This is a genomic window from Micromonospora sp. NPDC005553 (assembly GCF_042871765.1).
Taxonomy (GTDB): domain Bacteria; phylum Actinomycetota; class Actinomycetes; order Mycobacteriales; family Micromonosporaceae; genus Micromonospora.
In genome coordinates this window covers 800,258-817,124 of sequence record NZ_JBIAJD010000002.1, presented here as the reverse complement: position 1 = coordinate 817,124, position 16,867 = coordinate 800,258, and the positions used below count along the sequence as shown (strand labels likewise).

Annotated in this window: 16 protein-coding genes and 1 tRNA gene; 11 read left to right on the top strand and 6 right to left on the bottom strand. The window is 70.1% G+C overall.

The window, feature by feature from the left end; translation table 11 throughout:
• Positions 1–3: 3 nt before the first annotated feature.
• The gene (locus ACFYPG_RS11180) at positions 4–471 is read right to left on the bottom strand and encodes a hypothetical protein (protein ID WP_387351591.1); all 468 of its coding nucleotides are present in this window, start codon (positions 469–471) and stop codon (positions 4–6) included.
• A gap of 103 nt (positions 472–574) precedes the next feature.
• The gene (locus ACFYPG_RS11175; protein ID WP_355004603.1) at positions 575–859 is read right to left on the bottom strand and encodes a hypothetical protein; all 285 of its coding nucleotides are present in this window, start codon (positions 857–859) and stop codon (positions 575–577) included.
• A gap of 626 nt (positions 860–1,485) precedes the next feature.
• Here ACFYPG_RS11175 and ACFYPG_RS11170 point away from each other — a divergent pair.
• From ACFYPG_RS11170 to ACFYPG_RS11160, 3 genes are all read left to right on the top strand, one after another.
• The gene (locus tag ACFYPG_RS11170; RefSeq protein WP_091396372.1) at positions 1,486–2,367 is read left to right on the top strand and encodes a helix-turn-helix transcriptional regulator; all 882 of its coding nucleotides are present in this window, start codon (positions 1,486–1,488) and stop codon (positions 2,365–2,367) included.
• Complete coding sequence (locus tag ACFYPG_RS11165) at positions 2,337–2,558, top strand: DUF397 domain-containing protein (RefSeq protein WP_091396369.1); 222 nt, start codon at positions 2,337–2,339, stop codon at positions 2,556–2,558. The genes ACFYPG_RS11170 and ACFYPG_RS11165 overlap by 31 nt, the downstream gene beginning before the upstream one ends.
• 213 nt (positions 2,559–2,771) lie before the next feature.
• Positions 2,772–3,170: a hypothetical protein gene (locus ACFYPG_RS11160; RefSeq protein WP_355004604.1), complete on the top strand. Its 399-nt coding sequence runs from the start codon at positions 2,772–2,774 to the stop codon at positions 3,168–3,170.
• Here the strand turns inward: ACFYPG_RS11160 and ACFYPG_RS11155 are convergent.
• Positions 3,138–3,737 carry a hypothetical protein gene (locus tag ACFYPG_RS11155; protein WP_355004605.1) on the bottom strand — a complete coding sequence of 200 codons (600 nt, stop codon included), beginning with the start codon at positions 3,735–3,737 and terminating at the stop codon, positions 3,138–3,140. The two genes, ACFYPG_RS11160 and ACFYPG_RS11155, sit on opposite strands and share 33 nt — an antisense overlap.
• Before the next feature lie 215 nt (positions 3,738–3,952).
• On the opposite strand from ACFYPG_RS11155, the gene ACFYPG_RS11150 reads away from it, so the two are divergent.
• Positions 3,953–5,512: a S8 family serine peptidase gene (locus tag ACFYPG_RS11150; protein ID WP_355004606.1), complete on the top strand. Its 1,560-nt coding sequence runs from the start codon at positions 3,953–3,955 to the stop codon at positions 5,510–5,512.
• An 81-nt stretch (positions 5,513–5,593) separates the two neighbouring features.
• On the opposite strand, the gene ACFYPG_RS11145 is transcribed toward ACFYPG_RS11150, so the two are convergent.
• The 3 genes from ACFYPG_RS11145 to ACFYPG_RS11135 all read right to left on the bottom strand — a co-directional run bounded on the left by ACFYPG_RS11145 (position 5,594) and on the right by ACFYPG_RS11135 (position 7,662).
• A complete protein-coding gene (locus ACFYPG_RS11145; protein ID WP_355004607.1) occupies positions 5,594–6,400 on the bottom strand; it encodes a WecB/TagA/CpsF family glycosyltransferase in 807 nt (268 codons plus the stop codon).
• Positions 6,397–7,512, bottom strand: coding sequence for an NAD-dependent epimerase/dehydratase family protein (locus tag ACFYPG_RS11140; protein ID WP_238687678.1), 1,116 nt, complete (start codon positions 7,510–7,512; stop codon positions 6,397–6,399). Before ACFYPG_RS11140 ends, ACFYPG_RS11145 begins: the two co-directional genes overlap by 4 nt.
• Before the next feature lie 64 nt (positions 7,513–7,576).
• Positions 7,577–7,662, bottom strand: a tRNA-Leu gene (locus tag ACFYPG_RS11135).
• 206 nt (positions 7,663–7,868) lie between these two features.
• Between ACFYPG_RS11135 and ACFYPG_RS11130 the strand changes: the two genes are divergently transcribed.
• The 7 genes from ACFYPG_RS11130 to pknB are packed head-to-tail and all read left to right on the top strand — an operon-like array spanning position 7,869 to position 16,866.
• Positions 7,869–8,657 carry a DUF3662 and FHA domain-containing protein gene (locus tag ACFYPG_RS11130; protein WP_007454122.1) on the top strand — a complete coding sequence of 263 codons (789 nt, stop codon included), beginning with the start codon at positions 7,869–7,871 and terminating at the stop codon, positions 8,655–8,657.
• Positions 8,658–8,663: 6 nt separating this feature from the next.
• Positions 8,664–9,149 (top strand): FHA domain-containing protein, encoded by a 486-nt coding sequence (locus ACFYPG_RS11125; RefSeq protein ID WP_355004608.1) that lies wholly within the window; start codon positions 8,664–8,666, stop codon positions 9,147–9,149.
• Entirely contained in the window at positions 9,146–10,615 is a 1,470-nt protein-coding gene (locus ACFYPG_RS11120) for a PP2C family serine/threonine-protein phosphatase (RefSeq protein WP_355004609.1), read from the top strand. The genes ACFYPG_RS11125 and ACFYPG_RS11120 overlap by 4 nt, the downstream gene beginning before the upstream one ends.
• Before the next feature lie 30 nt (positions 10,616–10,645).
• Complete coding sequence (locus ACFYPG_RS11115; RefSeq protein ID WP_355004610.1) at positions 10,646–12,139, top strand: FtsW/RodA/SpoVE family cell cycle protein; 1,494 nt, start codon at positions 10,646–10,648, stop codon at positions 12,137–12,139.
• Positions 12,136–13,641 carry a peptidoglycan D,D-transpeptidase FtsI family protein gene (locus ACFYPG_RS11110; RefSeq protein ID WP_387351587.1) on the top strand — a complete coding sequence of 502 codons (1,506 nt, stop codon included), beginning with the start codon at positions 12,136–12,138 and terminating at the stop codon, positions 13,639–13,641. The genes ACFYPG_RS11115 and ACFYPG_RS11110 overlap by 4 nt, the downstream gene beginning before the upstream one ends.
• 1 nt (position 13,642) lies before the next feature.
• A complete protein-coding gene (locus ACFYPG_RS11105) occupies positions 13,643–15,052 on the top strand; it encodes a protein kinase (protein ID WP_387351585.1) in 1,410 nt (469 codons plus the stop codon).
• Positions 15,049–16,866: a Stk1 family PASTA domain-containing Ser/Thr kinase gene (pknB, locus tag ACFYPG_RS11100; RefSeq protein WP_355004613.1), complete on the top strand. Its 1,818-nt coding sequence runs from the start codon at positions 15,049–15,051 to the stop codon at positions 16,864–16,866. Before ACFYPG_RS11105 ends, pknB begins: the two co-directional genes overlap by 4 nt.
• Position 16,867: the final 1 nt, after the last annotated feature.

The following is a 16,867-nucleotide window of genomic DNA, read 5'->3' as shown; positions in this document are numbered from 1 at the left end:
TGGTCACCACATCCGGCGGCGGGTGCCGACGAGGCCGATGCCGGCCAGCGAGATGGCGAGGCCGAAGATGCCGGACCAGAAGAGGGAATGGCGGATGTCCGTGGCGCTGTGCCCAGCCGGAGCGGCCTCGGTGAGTTCCTGACGGCCGTCGGACTGGCCGCCGGCACCCAGCCCGGACACCGGCCCGGTCCGGTCGGTACCACCAGCCTGGTCGGCCGGGGTGTCGGTGTCGGTGTCGGTGTCGGTCCAGCCGGGTTTCTCGTAGACCGACTGACCGTCGCCCGTCGGCGGGTCGGAGTCGAGCACGGTGATCTCCGGCGCGGGCACCGGTGCGGTCAGCCGGGTGGACGACATCGCCGGGTCGCGGGCGAGGACCAGGAGTGTCGCCATCGCCCCGAGGAGGGCGAGGAGTCCGAAGGCATAGGCGATAAGAGAGCGGTGGTGCCGCCGCAGGGCGGGCTGATTGACCATGACCATCCCAGGGTCAGGGTCCTGGACGAGCGGGTGGAACGTGCCGGGGTGGGCGTACCGATTCTATGGCGATGGCACGCCCACCGGCGGCGGTTCGGGTCGGTCAGCCCACCCGGAGCGGGGTACGCGCGACCGGGCGGCGGGCCCGCACGGTGTGCGGACGGGGTTCGGGGGCGGCCTGCAGTTGCTGCAGCCCTTCCCGCTGGACGAAGATCGACCGTCGGGTGACAGCGTCACCCGCGGTGTTCAACTCGTAGCCGTCGAGCCACAGCCAGCCGTCATAGGTCGGCCAGTCGAGGACCCGGATCACCCGGAACTTGATCGGCCTGAGGAACTGGACACTCGCCGCGCGTGTCACATGCAGTACGTCACCGGTGCGGGGAAGCACATGGGCTCCTGGGGAGGATCGGCCGGCGATTGCGCCGGCGGTGCCTGAACGGGGGACGTCTCGGCCGGTGACGGGGTCGTGCCTCGTGAACCGGTGGTGCGGATGGCAGTGGTCGGGCCGTACCCCGCTGGTGACGTGCCGTCACCCGACCACCACCCGGTTGCTTCCGGGAACGCGCCCGCCGCCGCAGCTTGCCGGCTTGCAGCGGCGGGGTCCTTACCCCGGAGCAGGTCGCGTTGTCGTCGGCCGGGCCCGCGTCGTGCCCGGCTTCCCCGAAGCGGTGGGGTCACCACTCCGAGGGACCGAACGGAGACGCTGAGTGATCCGTGCCATACGGACAGAGTGCATCAGGGACGTGCTTCATGCAAGTTGCACGTCGACTTTTGCCGATACGTGAGCGTGTCGCGCGAAAGGCCTATTGAAGCCATCCACGTCCGGACGGCAGACTGGGGATCGGTTTCGCCCGTCGCGGCCGGCCGAGGACCGGCACCACCCCCTTCGTCGCGAACGCTCGCCGGTCGACGGTCGCGCCCCCGGCGGGTGTCACCCAGTGGCGCGTTACCGGAGGTAGCCCGAGTGGGGTCGAGCAGCCAGCGGCGGAGACCAGTGACTCACGGGGTTGCGCGATGAGCGAGCGGCGCAGTCCCACCATCAGACGGCGGCGGCTCGGGGCCGAGCTGCGTCGCCAGCGGGAGTCCGCCGGAATCACCATCGAGGTGGTCGCCGAACAGTTGGAATGCTCGGCGTCCAAGGTCTCCCGGATCGAGACCGGGCACACCACGGCCACCCCACGCGACGTGCGAGACATGCTGCGCATCTACGGCGTCGTGGGCGCCGAGAGCGACGAGCTCGTGCAGATCGCCCGGGAGGCCCGCCAGAAGGGCTGGTGGCACCCCTACAGCACCGTGCTCGTCGGCGCGTACGTCGGGCTGGAGGCGGCGGCCAGTTCGATCCGGGCGTACGAACAGCAGGTCGTTCCGGGTCTTCTGGAGACCGAGGAGTACGCCGGGGCCATGATCCGTGCCGCTCGGCCGGACTTCACCGCCGATCAGGTGCATCAAAGGGTGCGTGTCCGTTTGGGCCGTCAGTCGTTATTGACCCAGGACGATCCGGTCGATCTGTGGGTGGTGCTCGATGAGGCGGTGGTAAGTCGGCCGGTGGGCGGGGACGAGGTGATGCGCGGTCAACTCAAACGGTTGGTCGAGGTGGCCGAGTTGCCGAACGTGACGCTGCAGATCCTGCCCTTCGAGGTGGGTGCGCATGCCGGCATGGACGGCACGTTCACGATCCTCAGCTTCCCTGAGCCCGGTGATCCGGATGTTGTGTACGCGGAGAACGCCACGGGTGGGCTCTTCCTCGAGAAGAGCGACGAACTGCAGAAGTACAGCTTCATCTTCGATCACATCCGCGCTGCGGCCATACGTCCGGAGGAGTCCGTCGCACACATCGCAAAACTGGCAGAGGAGCCGTTGTGGAAATGGCGACCAAAGGGTTCCCCGTGGACCTGACGCAGGCAGCATGGTTCAAGAGCTCGAAGAGCGGGCCGAACTGTGACAACTGCGTGGAGGTGGCGTACGTGACGGGGGCGGTCGGAGTGCGGGACTCGAAGGACAAGGCGGGCCCCGCCCTGGTCTTCGCACCGGGTGACTGGCACTCCTTCGTTGCCGGCACCAGGGGTGGTGTGTTCGGCGCGGTCTGACCGACTGGTCAGTGGAGTCCCCGTCCGGTTCGCCGGACGGGGACTCCGCCGTGTCCGCGGTAGGCGCGACTGACTGCCGCGTAGCGGCAGGAGTCGGCCAGGTTCCGTCGGGATTCCCGTCGCCAGAGCGTCCCCGTCTCGTTGAACCGGTCGGTACGGCGCTGGTCGACGACCCGCCGCACCGACCCGCAACCGAGCGATTAGGCGAGACGGATGACGACGATCGGTTCAGACAACCTCACCACCGGTCCGGCCAAGCCGGAGCGGTTCGGTGGCAAGTACCGCGGAGCTCGTCGGGACACGGTTCTGACCGAGGTGGTCTCGACCGACCAGGAGTTGAGCGGGCGGGAGGGTGATTCCGAGACGACGGATCCTCCGCTGTCGCTGCCCTCACTGGACCCGAACCCGCTGATCGAGCCGTCGTTCCCGCCGGCGGGCTGGCCGATGGAGCCGCCCGAGTCCCTGGCGGACCACCCGTTGCTGCGTGGTCTGCTGATGGAGTTGCCGCCGAAGGGCACAGTGCCCTCGCAGGACTGGCTGGACCGCTGGTTCGAGGCGACCAGGTCGATCCTGGAACTGCTATACGTGCAGAGCGCCAGCCGCCCGCGTTGACCCTGCGACGGCGGGCTGGGCCCGCTCCGCGAGGCGGTTGTGGCGTAGCGCGTGCCGGACCCCGATGGCGATCACCGCAAGCGCGCCCACGGTGATGGCCGGCCCGGTGACGCCGGGGTCGGCCCCGAGGTCGGCGCCAGCGGCGGCGATCAACGCCGGCACCGTGGCCAGGGCGGTGACCTGTAGCGGCAGCCCGACGAGCGGGTGGGCCGCGGCGGCGCGCAGCCCGTGCGGCGCGGGGGTGGCGGGGGCACTGGCGAACGCGCCCGCGCCGGCCCACAGCCGGCGGATCCGTCGTACCGAGCAGACCGTCGCCACGAGCGCCGGGCCGGCGGCCAGTGTGAGCCCGGCGGCGGCCCGGTCGATCGGAGCGGTGCCGGCGCTGAACAGCCCGCCGCCGAGCACGGCGGCGGTGAGCGCCAGGCCGGTGAGGGCCAGCACCAGCAACCATCCGGTACGCCGACGCAGCATGCGGGTGTTGCGCAGCCGGGGAAGGCCGTCGGCAACGACGCCGGCGGCCAGCCAGACGGTGGCGACCGGGAGCAGGATGCTGAGCTGACTCTCCATGTTCGAGAGTCTTTCCCGAATCCGGGCGGAGCGAATCCGGGCGTGCCCCCGTTCGCCCCGGACGCCAGGCCCGTAGGGGGTCATCACTCGAAGGTATGGCCGTTTCGACATGTTCAACTGCCCGACGGCTGACCTACCCTCAGCTAGATCGGCAAGTGTCGATTGATGTTGGGACCGGTGGTCACGTTCCACCGCCGGTCAGAGGGAGGTAGGAAATGGGTCTTCCACGAAGGTCCGTACTGATCGGGGTGGCCGCGGCGACCGTGCTGGCCGTCGGTACCCCAGCCCTGGCCGCCGAACCCGTGGGTGTGGTTCGGGCCGCCGGCGGAGCCACCGCCGTGCCGGACAGCTACATCGTCGTACTCAAGGACAGCGCCGTGGCCCGGGACCGGGTCGGCGACACCGCGAAGCGGCTCTCCGGCCGCCACGGCGGCACGGTGGCCCGTACCTACGGCGCGGCGTTGCGCGGCTTCGAGGTCAAGGTGAGCGCCAGCGCGGCGGCCCGGATCGCGGCCGACCCGGCTGTGGCATACGTCGAGCAGAACCACACCGTCTCGATCTCCGGCACGCAGGCCAACCCGCCCTCCTGGGGCCTCGACCGGATCGACCAGCGCAACCTGCCGTTGGACAGCTCCTACACCTACCCGAACACGGCGAGCAACGTGCACGCCTACATCATCGACACCGGCATCAAGTTCTCGCACAACGACTTCGGTGGCCGGGCCACCTCCGGCTACGACGCGGTGGACGGCGGGTCGGCCGACGACTGCAACGGGCACGGCACGCACGTGGCCGGCACCGTCGGCGGGTCCGCGTACGGGGTGGCCAAGGGCGTCCAGCTCGTCGGCGTACGGGTGCTGAACTGCTCCGGCAGTGGCACCAACGCCGGTGTGATCGGCGGCGTCGACTGGGTCACCGCGAACGCGATCAAGCCGGCGGTGGCGAACATGAGCCTCGGCGGCGGCGCGAACACCTCGCTGGACAACGCCGTCCGCAACTCGATCGCCTCGGGCGTCACGTATGGTCTCGCGGCCGGCAACGACAGCGGCGCGAACGCCTGCAACACCTCACCGGCGCGCACCACGGAAGCCATCACTGTAGGCTCGACGACCAGCACGGACGCCCGCTCGTCGTTCTCCAACATCGGCACCTGCCTGGACATCTTCGCGCCCGGGTCGTCGATCACCTCGGCCTGGTACACCAGCAACACCGCCACCAACACGATCAGCGGCACCTCGATGGCCACCCCGCACGTGGTCGGAGCGGCGGCCCTGGTGGCCAGCGCCAACCCGAGCTGGACCCCGGCCCAGGTCCGCAACCAACTGGTGGCCAACGCCACCCCCAACGTGGTGGGTAACCCCGGCTCGGGCTCGCCGAACCTGCTGCTCTACGTCGGCACGGGCGGCACCACCCCGCCGCCGCCCACCGGCTGCACCGGCACCAACGGCACCGACGTGTCGATCCCGGACGCCGGCTCGGCGGTGACCAGCTCGATCACCATCTCCGGCTGCGGTCGCAACGCCTCCTCGGCCTCCACCGTGGCGGTGAACATCGTGCACACCTACCGCGGTGACCTGGTCATCGACCTGCTCGCCCCGGACGGCAGCTCGTACCGGCTGAAGAACAGCAGCACCTCGGACAGCGCCGACAACGTGAACGCCACGTACACGGTCAACGTGTCCGGTGAGGCCGCCGACGGCATCTGGCGACTCCAGGTGCGGGACACCTACTCGGCCGACACCGGCTACATCAACACCTGGACCCTGACCGTCTGATCGGGTTCCGACGACCGAGGCCCTGACGATCGAGGCCCCACCCGGCACGCCGGGTGGGGCCTCGCGTCGTACGGATCGGGCTCAGACCGAGAAGGTGGCCGGCCGCTCGGTGGCCGGGGCCGGCGGGCGGGCCTTCCACAGGCCGGTCTTCTGCGCGGCGAGCCGGCTCAGGTAGGCCGGGTTGAGGATGACGTAGCGGCGCCAGAGCCGCTTCGGCTCCAGACCGAGGCGCCAGAACCACTCAAGGCCGACGCGCTGCATCCACGGCGGGGGCTGGCGCAGCAGCCCGGCGTGGTAGTCGAAGGCCGCGCCGACCGCCATCAGCGGCATGTCGAGCAGCGGCCGCATGGCGTACGTGAAGACCTCCTGGCGCGGGCAGCCGAGCCCGACCAGCACCAATCGGGCGCCACTGGACCGGATCCGGTCGGCGATCTCGGCGTCCTCACCGGGTTGAACGGCTCGGAACTTGGACGGCTCCACCCCGGCGATCTTCAGCGCCGGGAACATCTGCTCCAGGGCCGGGATCAACCGGGCGAGGGTCTCCTCGGTCGAGCCGTACAGGTAGACCGGTAGCCCCTCGTCGGCGAAGCGCGACAGCACGTGCAGGGTCAGGGTCGGCCCGTACACCCGGTCGCTGAGCCCCGCGTGGTGCAGCAGGTTGAGCGCCCACCGCACGGGCTGCCCGTCCGGCGTCACCACGTCGAAGGAGTTGAGCCGCGCGTTGTGCGCCGGGTCGAGCACCCCGGTCATCACACCGTGCACTGCCAACGCGGTCAGCGCGAGGGGACGCCGTTCGTGTGCCGCGGTCACCACCGCGTCGGTCGCCGTGGCGTAGTCGGTGGCGTCGACCAGGACGCCGAGCACGTTGCGCTTCGTCCGGGCGCTCACGGCTGGGCCACCCACTTGTCCACGTTGGCCTCGTAGATCTCCCGCAGGATCATCGGCACGTCGTAGGTGATCTTCCAGTCCGGATACTGCGCCTCGAACCGGGCCATGCTGCTCACGTACCACTGGTGGTCACCGGTGCGGTTCTGCTCGACGTAGTTGATCTGCGCCTCACGGCCGGTGATCTCCTCCGCGATCCGGAACGCCTCGATGTGCGAGGTGTTGGAGTGCCGGCCGCCACCGAGGTTGTAGACCTCCGCGGATCGCGGGGCCCGGAAGAACGCCTCGAACGCGGTCAGCACGTCGTGCGAGTGGATCGCGTCCCGGACCATCTTGCCCTTGTAGCCGAAGAGGTTGTACGTCCGGCCCTCCATGACGCAGCGCATCAGATAGGCCAGGAACCCGTGCAGCTCGGCGGCGGAGTGCGCCGGGCCGGTCAGCGTGCCGCCCCGGAAGCAGGCGGTCTTCATGTCGAAGTAGCGCCCGTACTCCTGGACCATCACGTCCGCGGCGACCTTGGAGGCGCCGAAGACCGAGTGCAGCGAGTGGTCGATCGACATCTCTTCGGTGATGCCCTGGTACCAGCGGTGGTCCTCGGGCAGCTCGTACCGGGTCTCCAACTCGATGAGCGGCAGGCTGTTGGGCCGGTCGCCGTACACCTTGTTCGTCGAGCAGTGGATGAACGGCGCGTCGATCGCGTGCCGGCGGGTGTTCTCCAGGATGTTGAGCGTGCCGCCGGCGTTCACGTCGAAGTCCGTGTACGGCTCCTTGGCTGCCCAGTCATGGCTCGGCTGGGCAGCGCTGTGGATCACCACTGCGATGTCCGAGCCGTACTTCTTGAACACCTGCTCCAGGCCGTCCCGGTCCCGGATGTCCACCGCGAAGTGGGTGTACGCGTTACCCAGGTCACGGCCGAGCCGTTCCAGGCTCCACGAGGTGGAGCCGTCCTCGCCGAAGAAGTACCGGCGCATGTCGTTGTCGATGCCGACGACGTCCAGACCGAGGCCGGCGAAATGCCGGACCGCTTCGGAGCCGATCAGACCACCCGACCCTGTCACCAACGCGACACTCACACGCCACTCCTGGTCCATCGGAGGCAGAATCCATCGGAGCATAGCGTGACGTCCAGCACGCCCCGATATGACGGAAGGGCCCCGCATAAAGCGGAGCCCTCGTCGGTGGTGGGGATGGGGGGAGTTGAACCCCCACGCCCTTTCGGGCACACGGACCTGAACCGTGCGCGTCTGCCATTCCGCCACATCCCCGTGGCACAACCCGGAACACTCTAGCTGCCCGGCCCCGCTGTCTCCAACGGGCCTCGGGAATACTACGCTGTCCCTGACGCTCGCCACGAGCGATTACCGTTCGTGGCGGACGAAAGATTAGCACGACAATCCCGGCCCTTCCGAACGGGTCGAGAGCAGCCGGCCGAGCGGCGTGTGAGCTGCGCGCGCGCCGGCCGGATACCATCATGTCCTCGGGACCCGAGGAGGAGCCGGTGAGCGTGCTGCAACGCTTCGAGAAGCGTCTGGAAGGCCTGGTAGAAGGGGCCTTCGCCAAGGTCTTCAAAGGGGTGGTCCACCCCGTGGAGATCCTCAACGCCATGCAGCGGGAGGCCGAGGCGCACAAGGCGATCCTGGCCGGTGGGCGCACGTTGGTGCCCAACCGCTACGTGATCGATCTCTCGCCGTTCGACCACAGTCGGCTGGCGCCGTACGCCGCCGCGCTGGCCCAGGAGTTGGCCCAGTCGCAGGCGGAGTTCATCGGCGAGCAGGCGTGGACGGTCTACGGCGACGTGATCGTCGAGATCGAGCGAGGCGAGGGCCTGGACACGGGCATGTTCCGTGTCACGGCCGAGGTCTACACCGGCGGCGAGGTCGCCCCGGTGTCGGCGCCCGGCTACGACGCCGGCCCGCCCGCCTACCCCGCGTACGACCAGGGCGGTGGCTACGGCCCGCCGCCCGGGCACGGTGGCGGTCGCAACGTGCGGCTGGTCTCCGGCGACGGTCGCACCTACCCCCTTCAGATGGGGTCGACGGTGATCGGTCGCGGCGACCAGGCCAACCTGCGTCTGCCCGACGTCGGCATCTCCCGGCGACACGCCCGGCTGGATTTCGACGGTGGCCAGGTCGTGCTGACCGACCTGGGTTCGACCAACGGCACCATGGTGAACGGGCAGCGGGTCTCCGCCGTCGCGCTCAACCCCGGTGACATGGTCCAGCTCGGGACGACGACGCTGACCTTCCGCGTGGACGGCTGACCCGCCTTGCCGGAACTGGTCATCACCGTTGCCCGGTTCGGGTTCCTGATCCTGCTGTGGATCTTCGTGTTCACGGTGGTCGGGGTGATCCGCAGGGACCTCTTCGCGGGCGCCCGGTCCGGTCGTCTGGTGGCCGCGCCACGCGCGGTGGGCGCCTCGACGGGGCAGGGGGCCAAGCCAGCGAAGGTGAAACGGGGCAGAGCGGCGCACCAACTGGTGGTGACGGCCGGTCAGCTGGCCGGCACCAAAATCACTCTCGGGGAAGCGCAGATCACCATCGGTCGGGCTGAGGACTCCACCCTGGTCATCACCGACGACTACGCCTCCGCGCGACACGCCCGGCTCATGCCGCGTGAGGGGCAGTGGTACGTCGAGGACCTCGGCTCGACTAACGGCACGTACCTCGATCGCGCTAAGGTCTCCGGACCAACCCCCGTCCCCCTCGGCGTGCCGATCCGGATCGGCCGCACTTCCCTCGAATTACGGCCATGACTCTGACCCTGCGCTATGCGGCCCACAGCGACCGCGGTCTGATCCGAGACGGCAATCAAGACTCCGTCTACGCCGGGCCGCGGTTACTCGCCGTTGCCGACGGCATGGGCGGTATGGCCGCCGGTGACGTCGCCAGCAACATCGTCATCGGTGCCATGGCGCCGCTCGACGAGGACGTCCCAGGGGACGCTCTCGTCGACGCGTTGCGTTCGGCAGTGGGCACCGCCAACCAACAACTCCGCGACACAGTGGACGCCAACCCGCAGTTGGAGGGGATGGGCACCACGCTGACGGCGACCCTCTTCACCGGCAGCAAGCTGGGGATGGTCCACATTGGCGACTCGCGGGCCTACCTGCTGCGCAATGGCGAGTTCGCGCAGATCACCAAGGACGACACCTACGTCCAGATGCTGGTCGACGAAGGCCGCATCAGCGCCGAGGAGGCGAGCAGTCACCCGCAGCGGTCGCTGCTCACCCGCGCCCTCGACGGTCGGGACATCGACCCGGAATACTCGGTCCGCCAGGTCATGCCCGGCGACCGGTACCTGATCTGCAGCGACGGCCTCTCGGGTGTGGTCAGCGCCGAAACCATCGGCGAGACCCTGCGGGAGTACACCGACCCGCAGCAGTGCGTCGAGCGGCTGGTGCAGCTCGCGCTGCGCGGCGGTGGGCCGGACAACATCACGGTGATCATCGCCGACGCCACCGACCAGGACATCGTCGAGGCGACCCCGATCGTGGGCGGCGCCGCCGCCCGGGACCGTGGCATGGCGACCTCCGCCGACAACTCGACTCCGGCCGCCCGAGCGTCGGCGCTCTCCGCGCCGCGTCCGGCCGCGCCCGAGGAGCCGGCGGCCTCCGACGATGACGCCGACCGGCCGAAGCGACGCCCGGTCCGGACCGCCGCCATGGCGCTGGCCCTGCTGGTGATCGTCGGCGGTGCGTCGTTCGGCGGTTGGACGTACACCCAGCGGCAGTACTACGTGGGAGCCACCGAAGAGGGCCAGGTTGCCGTCTTCCGCGGTGTGCAGGGTCAGATCGCCGGGATGGACCTGTCCAGCGTGCACCAACGCAGCGGCACCCGCCTGGACGACCTCACCGTCGCCGCACAGGACACCGTCAAGGTCGGCATCCGGGCGAAGAGTGAGCCGGACGCCGAGCGTCAGCTCGCCGAGCTGACCAGCGACACGCCGAGCAACCCCAACCTCAAGCCGCTCTGCCCGCTCGACCCGACCGCCGTCGGGGTCACCACGCCGACGCCGACGCCACTCGGTTCGACGCCCACCCCGAACGGCAGCCCGAGCGCCAACGCGTCGCCGACCCCCAACGGGGTTGTCAGCGCAAGCCCGACCGCAGGTGCCACCACCGCTCTCGGTGCTGCCGGCGCGACCACCACACCCGACGTCACGCCCTCCGACTCGGCCCCGCCGGCGCTCGACACGGCCGGCTGCCGGTCTCCTGAGTGAGCGTCGGCTGAGATCCTGAGGACTCCACCCGTGACCGTAGCGGCCACACCGGCACCCTCGCCCGCCACTGCGGGCGAGCAATCCGGCGTACGCCTGGCGCGGTCGCGCCGCAACGCCGAGCTGTACCTGCTGTTGCTGGCGATGGTGCTGGTGGCCGCGTACGGGGCGACCGTCGAGGCGAACCTGCTGGACACGGTCACCTCGGACTTCTGGATGCCGGCCGCCGCGCTCGGCGCGGTCTTCCTCGGCCTGCACCTGGTCATCCGGTTCCTGGCCCCGTTCGCCGACCCGGCGCTGCTGCCGGCGGTGGCCCTGCTCAACGGGCTCGGGGTGGGCTTCCTGCGCCGGATCGACCTGGGCGACGCCCCGGTGGCCGAGCGGGAGAGCCTGGCCGTCTTCGCGGGGCAGGGCGGGCGTCAGCTCGCCTGGACGCTCGGTGCGGTGATCCTCGCCGCCGCTCTGCTGGCGATCATGCGCGACCACCGGTCGATCTCGCGGTACGCGTACACCCTGGGGTTGGCCGGCATCGTGCTGGTGATGATCCCGGCGGTGCTGCCGTCGAGCATCTCCGAGATCAACGGCGCGAAGCTGTGGATCCGGGTCGGCAGCTTCTCCATCCAGCCGGGTGAGTTCGCCAAGCTGGCGCTGCTGGTCTTCTTCGCCTACTACCTGGTGCGCAAGCGTGAGGTGCTTTCGCTGGCCAGTCGGCGCTTCCTCGGCATCGACTTTCCGCGTGGCCGCGACCTCGGGCCGGTGGTCGGCGTCTGGCTGATCAGCGTCCTGGTGCTGGTCTTCGAGAAGGACCTGGGCACCTCGCTGCTCTACTTCGGCATGTTCGTGGTGACGCTCTACATCGCCACCGAACGGGTCAGCTGGCTGCTGATCGGCCTTGTCCTCTTCTTCGGCGGCGCGTACCTCGCCTACGTCCTCGGTTCGACGGTCGGCGGGCCGTTCGCCAACTTCTACGTGCGGGCGGAGATCTGGCTCGACCCGTTCGCCGACCCGACCAACAAGGGCTACCAACTCGTGCAGGGCCTGCTGGCCCTGGGCACGGGCGGGCTCTTCGGTGCCGGGCCGGGCGGCGGTCAGCCGGAGATCCTGCCCGAGGTGCAGAACGACTTCATCTTCGCCGGCATCGGTGAGGAGATCGGCCTCTTCGGCCTCTCCGCGCTGCTGGTCGTCTACCTGCTCATCGTGGAGCGCGGGCTGCGCGCCGCGCTGGCGGTACGGGACTCGTTCGGCAAGCTGCTGGCCGGCGGTCTCGCGTTCACCCTCGGCCTCCAGGTCTTCGTGATCGTCGGCGGGATCAGCAAGCTCATCCCGCTGACCGGTCAGACGACCCCGTTCCTGTCCGCCGGCGGGTCGTCGTTGATGGCCAACTGGCTGCTCATCGCGGTGCTGCTGCGGGTCTCCGACGGCGCCCGCCGACCGGTGACCGCAGGAGGCGGCGGCAAGGCGGCTCGTCCCAGCGGCGGCCCGCCCGAGCAGCTGCACGGTGCTCCCACGGAGGTGATCAAGCCGTGAACGCACCCCTGCGCCGTGTTGGCGTCGTCGTCATGGTCCTGTTCGGTCTGCTCTTCGCCAACCTCAACTGGATCCAGGCCTACAAGGCCGACGAATACCGGACCAGCGACTACAACGGTCGGGTCCAGGTCGCCGAGTACGACCGCAAGCGCGGCAACATCGAGGCTGGCGGCACGGCCCTGGCCACCAGCAAGGAGACCACCGGCAACCTGAAGTTCCGGCGCATGTATCCCAGCGGCGCCAAGTACGCCCACGTGCTCGGTTACAAGCCGGTCAACCTGGCCGACCAGGGCATCGAGCGGGTGGAGAACGACTTCCTGGCCGGCACCAGCGACCAGCTGATCGGCGACCGGTTGAAGGACATGTTCACCGGCGACGACACCGGCGGCGGCAACGTGCTGCTCTCGCTCTCCAAGCGGGCCCAGGACGTGGCGTACGACCAGCTGCGCAACAACGAGGTGGGTGCGAAGCGGGGCGCGGCGATCGCCATCGACCCGCGTACCGGTGCCGTCCAGGCGCTGGTCTCCATGCCGAGCTTCGATCCGAACCCGCTGGCCAGCCACGACACCAACGAGGCGACGGTGGCGTACAAGAAGCTGGAGCAGGACCCGGAGGGGCCGCTGAAGAACCGCGCGCTCTCCGAGACGCTGCCGCCGGGCTCCACGTTTAAGATCGTGGTAGCCGCGGCGGCCCTGGAGAACGGCATCGGCAAGACCACCCAGATCCCCGCCGGTTCCAGCTGGACCCCGCCCACCTCGGGCACCCCGATCCGTAACGCCGCCGCCTCGATCTGCCCGGAGCCGAAGGTCACCCTGCTGGAGGCGGTCACCGAGTCGTGCAACACCGGCTTCGCGCAGCTCGGCGTGCGACTCGGAGCTGAAACCCTCAAGGAGAAGGCCCGGCAGTTCGGCTTCGAGCAGGACGATCTCACCGTCGGCCAGCTCGGCGAGGGTGGTCTGCCCACGGCCGCCAGTCGGACCGGGGACATCCAGAACCCGGACGGCAGCACCGACCAGGCCGCACTGGCCCAGTCCTCGATCGGCCAGAACAACGTCCGGATGACCCCGCTCGAAGGGGCCATGATCGCTGGCGCGATCGCGAACAACGGCAGCCAGATGCGGCCCTACCTGGTGCGGCAACTGCTCGCGCCGGACCGGACCACCAGCTACTACAGCGCGAAGGCGCGGGAGCTGCGCCAGCCCGTCGAGCCGCAGGTCGCCGCCGACCTGCGCGAGATGATGGTCAGCGTGGTCCAGAACGGCACCGGCAAGAAGGCCGCGATCAGCGGCTACACGGTCGGCGGCAAGACCGGAACCGCCCAGTCCGCCCCGGACCGGCCCGACCACGGCTGGTTCATCGGCTTCGCCCTGGACAAGAACGGCAACCCGGTCTCCGCTGTCTGCGTCATGCTGGAGCAGGCCGGCCCCGGTGGCAGCGCCGAGGCGGCGCGGATCGCCGGCCAGATCATGAAGGCCGCCATCGCCGACCCAGGGGGTCGCTGACATGCTCAGCCCCGGCGTGCAGCTCGGCAACCGGTACCGTCTCGACGAGCGGATCGCCAGCGGCGGCATGGGCGACGTCTGGCGCGGCACCGACCAGGTGCTCGGCCGGACGGTCGCGGTGAAGAGCCTGCTCCCCGCCCTGCTCGACGACCCGGACTTTGGCGAGCGGTTCCGCGGCGAAGCCCGCACCATGGCCACCATCAACCATCCCGGCGTGGTGGACGTCTACGACTTCGGCAACGACCAGCAGATCGCCTTCCTGGTCATGGAGTACGTCGAGGGTGACGCCCTGTCGTCCACGTTGAGCCGGGTCGGCCGGCTCACCCCGGCGCGGACGATGGCCCTCGTCGCGCAGGCCGCCGACGCGCTGCACGCCGCCCACGAAAAGGGCATCGTGCACCGCGACGTGAAGCCGGGCAACCTGCTGGTCCGGCCGAACGGCACACTGGTGCTGACCGACTTCGGCATCGCCCGCTCCGACATGGTCGGCCAGCTCACCGCCGCCGGTTCGGTGCTCGGCACCGCCTCGTACATCTCACCGGAGCAGGCCACCGGTGGCGTGGCCACCCCGGCATCCGACGTCTACGCCCTGGGCGTTGTCGCCTACCAGTGCCTGGCCGGTCGGCGGCCGTTCGAGGGCGACAACCCCCTCGACATCGCGATGCGGCACGTCCGGGAGACACCCCGGCCACTGCCGGCCGACATCCCTCCGCAGGTGCGCGCTCTGGTCGAACGGGCGTTGGCGAAGGATCCGGCCGCCCGCTGGCCGAGCGCCGCCGCACTCGCCGGGGTCGCCCGTCAGCTCAAGGCCGCGCTCTCCCAGCAGGCTCGGGCCGGCGCGAACTCCGGGCCGGTGTCCGCGGCGCCCGCCTCGCCGGCCGCGCCGGGCCGGGCCCAGGTGCCGCAGGCGCACCAGATGCGTCCGCCGGCCGCCCGCCCGCCGGTGGCCGGAGCGAGGCCGACCGCTGTCGCACCCGCCCAACAGCCACGCCCCACCGCCGTCGCGCCGGCCGTCCAGCCCGTCCGCCCGCAGGGGGCCCCGAACGGCTACCCACGCGGTGCGGCAGCGGTGCCGTCCGGGCCGCCCCGGCAGGAACACCCGCCGGCGTACGTCCGGCAGGCCGGCCCGGCGACGCCGTCGCCCCAGCCCCAGCGGTCCCGGCCTGGAATGGTGCTTCTCGCCATCCTGCTGGCCGTGCTGGTCCTGCTCTGCTCTGGCGTGATTTCCTACAACCTGCGGAAGCAGTCGCAGGACGGCGCATCCGCCGGGCTTGCGCCGCGCACCGTGACGTCCGGCGCGCTACGACTCGACGGGCGCGACGATCCGACCCGGACGTCGTACCGTCGAGAGGTACGACTCCAGCCGGGCGACGGCGGGACGACGACGAGCGAAGGACGACAGACGCGATGACAGCGCAGGCCCGCCTGCTCGGTGGCAGGTACCAGGTCGGCGAGCTGCTCGGCTATGGCGGCATGGCCGAGGTGCACCGTGGTCGCGATCTCCGGCTCGGTCGGGACGTCGCGATCAAGATGCTCCGCACCGACCTCGCCCGGGACGCGACGTTCCAGATGCGGTTCCGTCGGGAGGCGCAGAACGCCGCCTCGCTCAACCACCCGGCCATCGTTGCGGTCTACGACACCGGCGAGGAGACCGCGCCGACCGGTGAGACGCTGCCGTTCATCGTCATGGAGTTCGTCAACGGGCGGACCTTGAAGGAGGTCCTCGGCGCCGAGGGGCGACTGCAACCGCGCCGTGCGCTGGAGATCTGCGCCGACATGTGCGCCGCCCTGGAGTTCAGCCACCGGCACGGGATCATCCACCGGGACATCAAGCCCGGCAACGTGATGCTCACCCAGACCGGCCAGGTCAAGGTGATGGACTTCGGCATCGCCCGGGCGCTGGCCAGCGGTGCGACCACCATGACCCAGACCAGCGCGGTCATCGGTACGGCGCAGTACCTCTCCCCGGAGCAGGCGCGCGGCGAGGCCGTCGACGCCCGCTCCGACGTGTACGCGGCCGGCTGTGTGCTCTTCGAGTTGGTCTGCGGGCACCCGCCGTTCGTCGGGGACAGCCCGGTCAGCGTCGCCTACCAGCACGTACGGGAGACGCCGCCGACGCCGAGCGACATCAACCCGGACGTCACGCCGGCGGTCGACGCGATCGTGCTCAAGGCGCTGTCGAAGAACCCGCTCAACCGTTACCAGAGTGCTGGCGAGATGCGGGCCGACCTGCTCCGCGCCGCCGCCGGCCGGCCCGTGCTGGCCACCCCGGTGCTGCGCGAGGCGGAGACGGTGGCGATGGCCCCGGCCGGCGGTGGGGGCGGCTATCCGGCTGCCGGCCGTGGGCCGCAGACCGGGCAGATCCCGGCCCGGGTGGGCGATCCCCGTCAGCGCAAGGCGTCCTCGTTCCTGATCGCGTTGTTCAGCGCGGTCGGCGTGCTGGCCGTGATCGCCCTGGTCGCCGCCCTGCTCTGGGACCAGCAGAAGGGCAACGAGCTGAAGTCGGTGCCCACCCTCACCGGCAAGGCCCGGGACGTGGCGATCGCCGAGATCCAGAAGGCCGGTCTGTCACCACAGGTGGGTGACCCGGTGCTGGCAAGTGACTGCACCGAGGGCACTGTCGTTCAGCAGAACCCGCTGCCGACCACCCAGGTGAGGCAGAACGGCACTGTCACCATTCAGATCTGTGGCGGTAAGCCCGAGGTGCGCGTTCCCGCCGGGCTCAAGGGCAGCAAGCGGGAGAGCGCCATCGCCCGGCTCACCGAGGCGAAGCTCAAGTACGACATCAAGACGGTGGACGACGAGGCGAGCCAGGACGAGGTTCTCAAAGTCGATCCGCCCGAGGGCGAGAGCGTCCCCGAGAGCACGAAGATCACGCTCACGGTCTCGAACGGCAAGGTTCGTGAGGTGCCGGACGTCGTCGGGTTGAGCCAGGAGGAGGCCACCCGCGTCCTCCGCAACGACGGCTTCACTGTCGTCGTGCAAAAAGGGCCGGAGGTGCCTGCCGACCAGGCGGGGAAGGTCACCGACCAGAGCCCGAACGGCAACGAGAAGAAGCCCACCGGCACGAGGGTGACCATCAAGGTGAGTCAGCCCGAGCCGGAGACCGACCCGACGCCGACGACCACGCCGACGACCACACCGACGGGCACACCGACCACTCCCGGCGGCGGGGGCGGCATCGGTCTGCCGATTCCACCTCCGCCGGGCCGGCCCCAGGACTAGG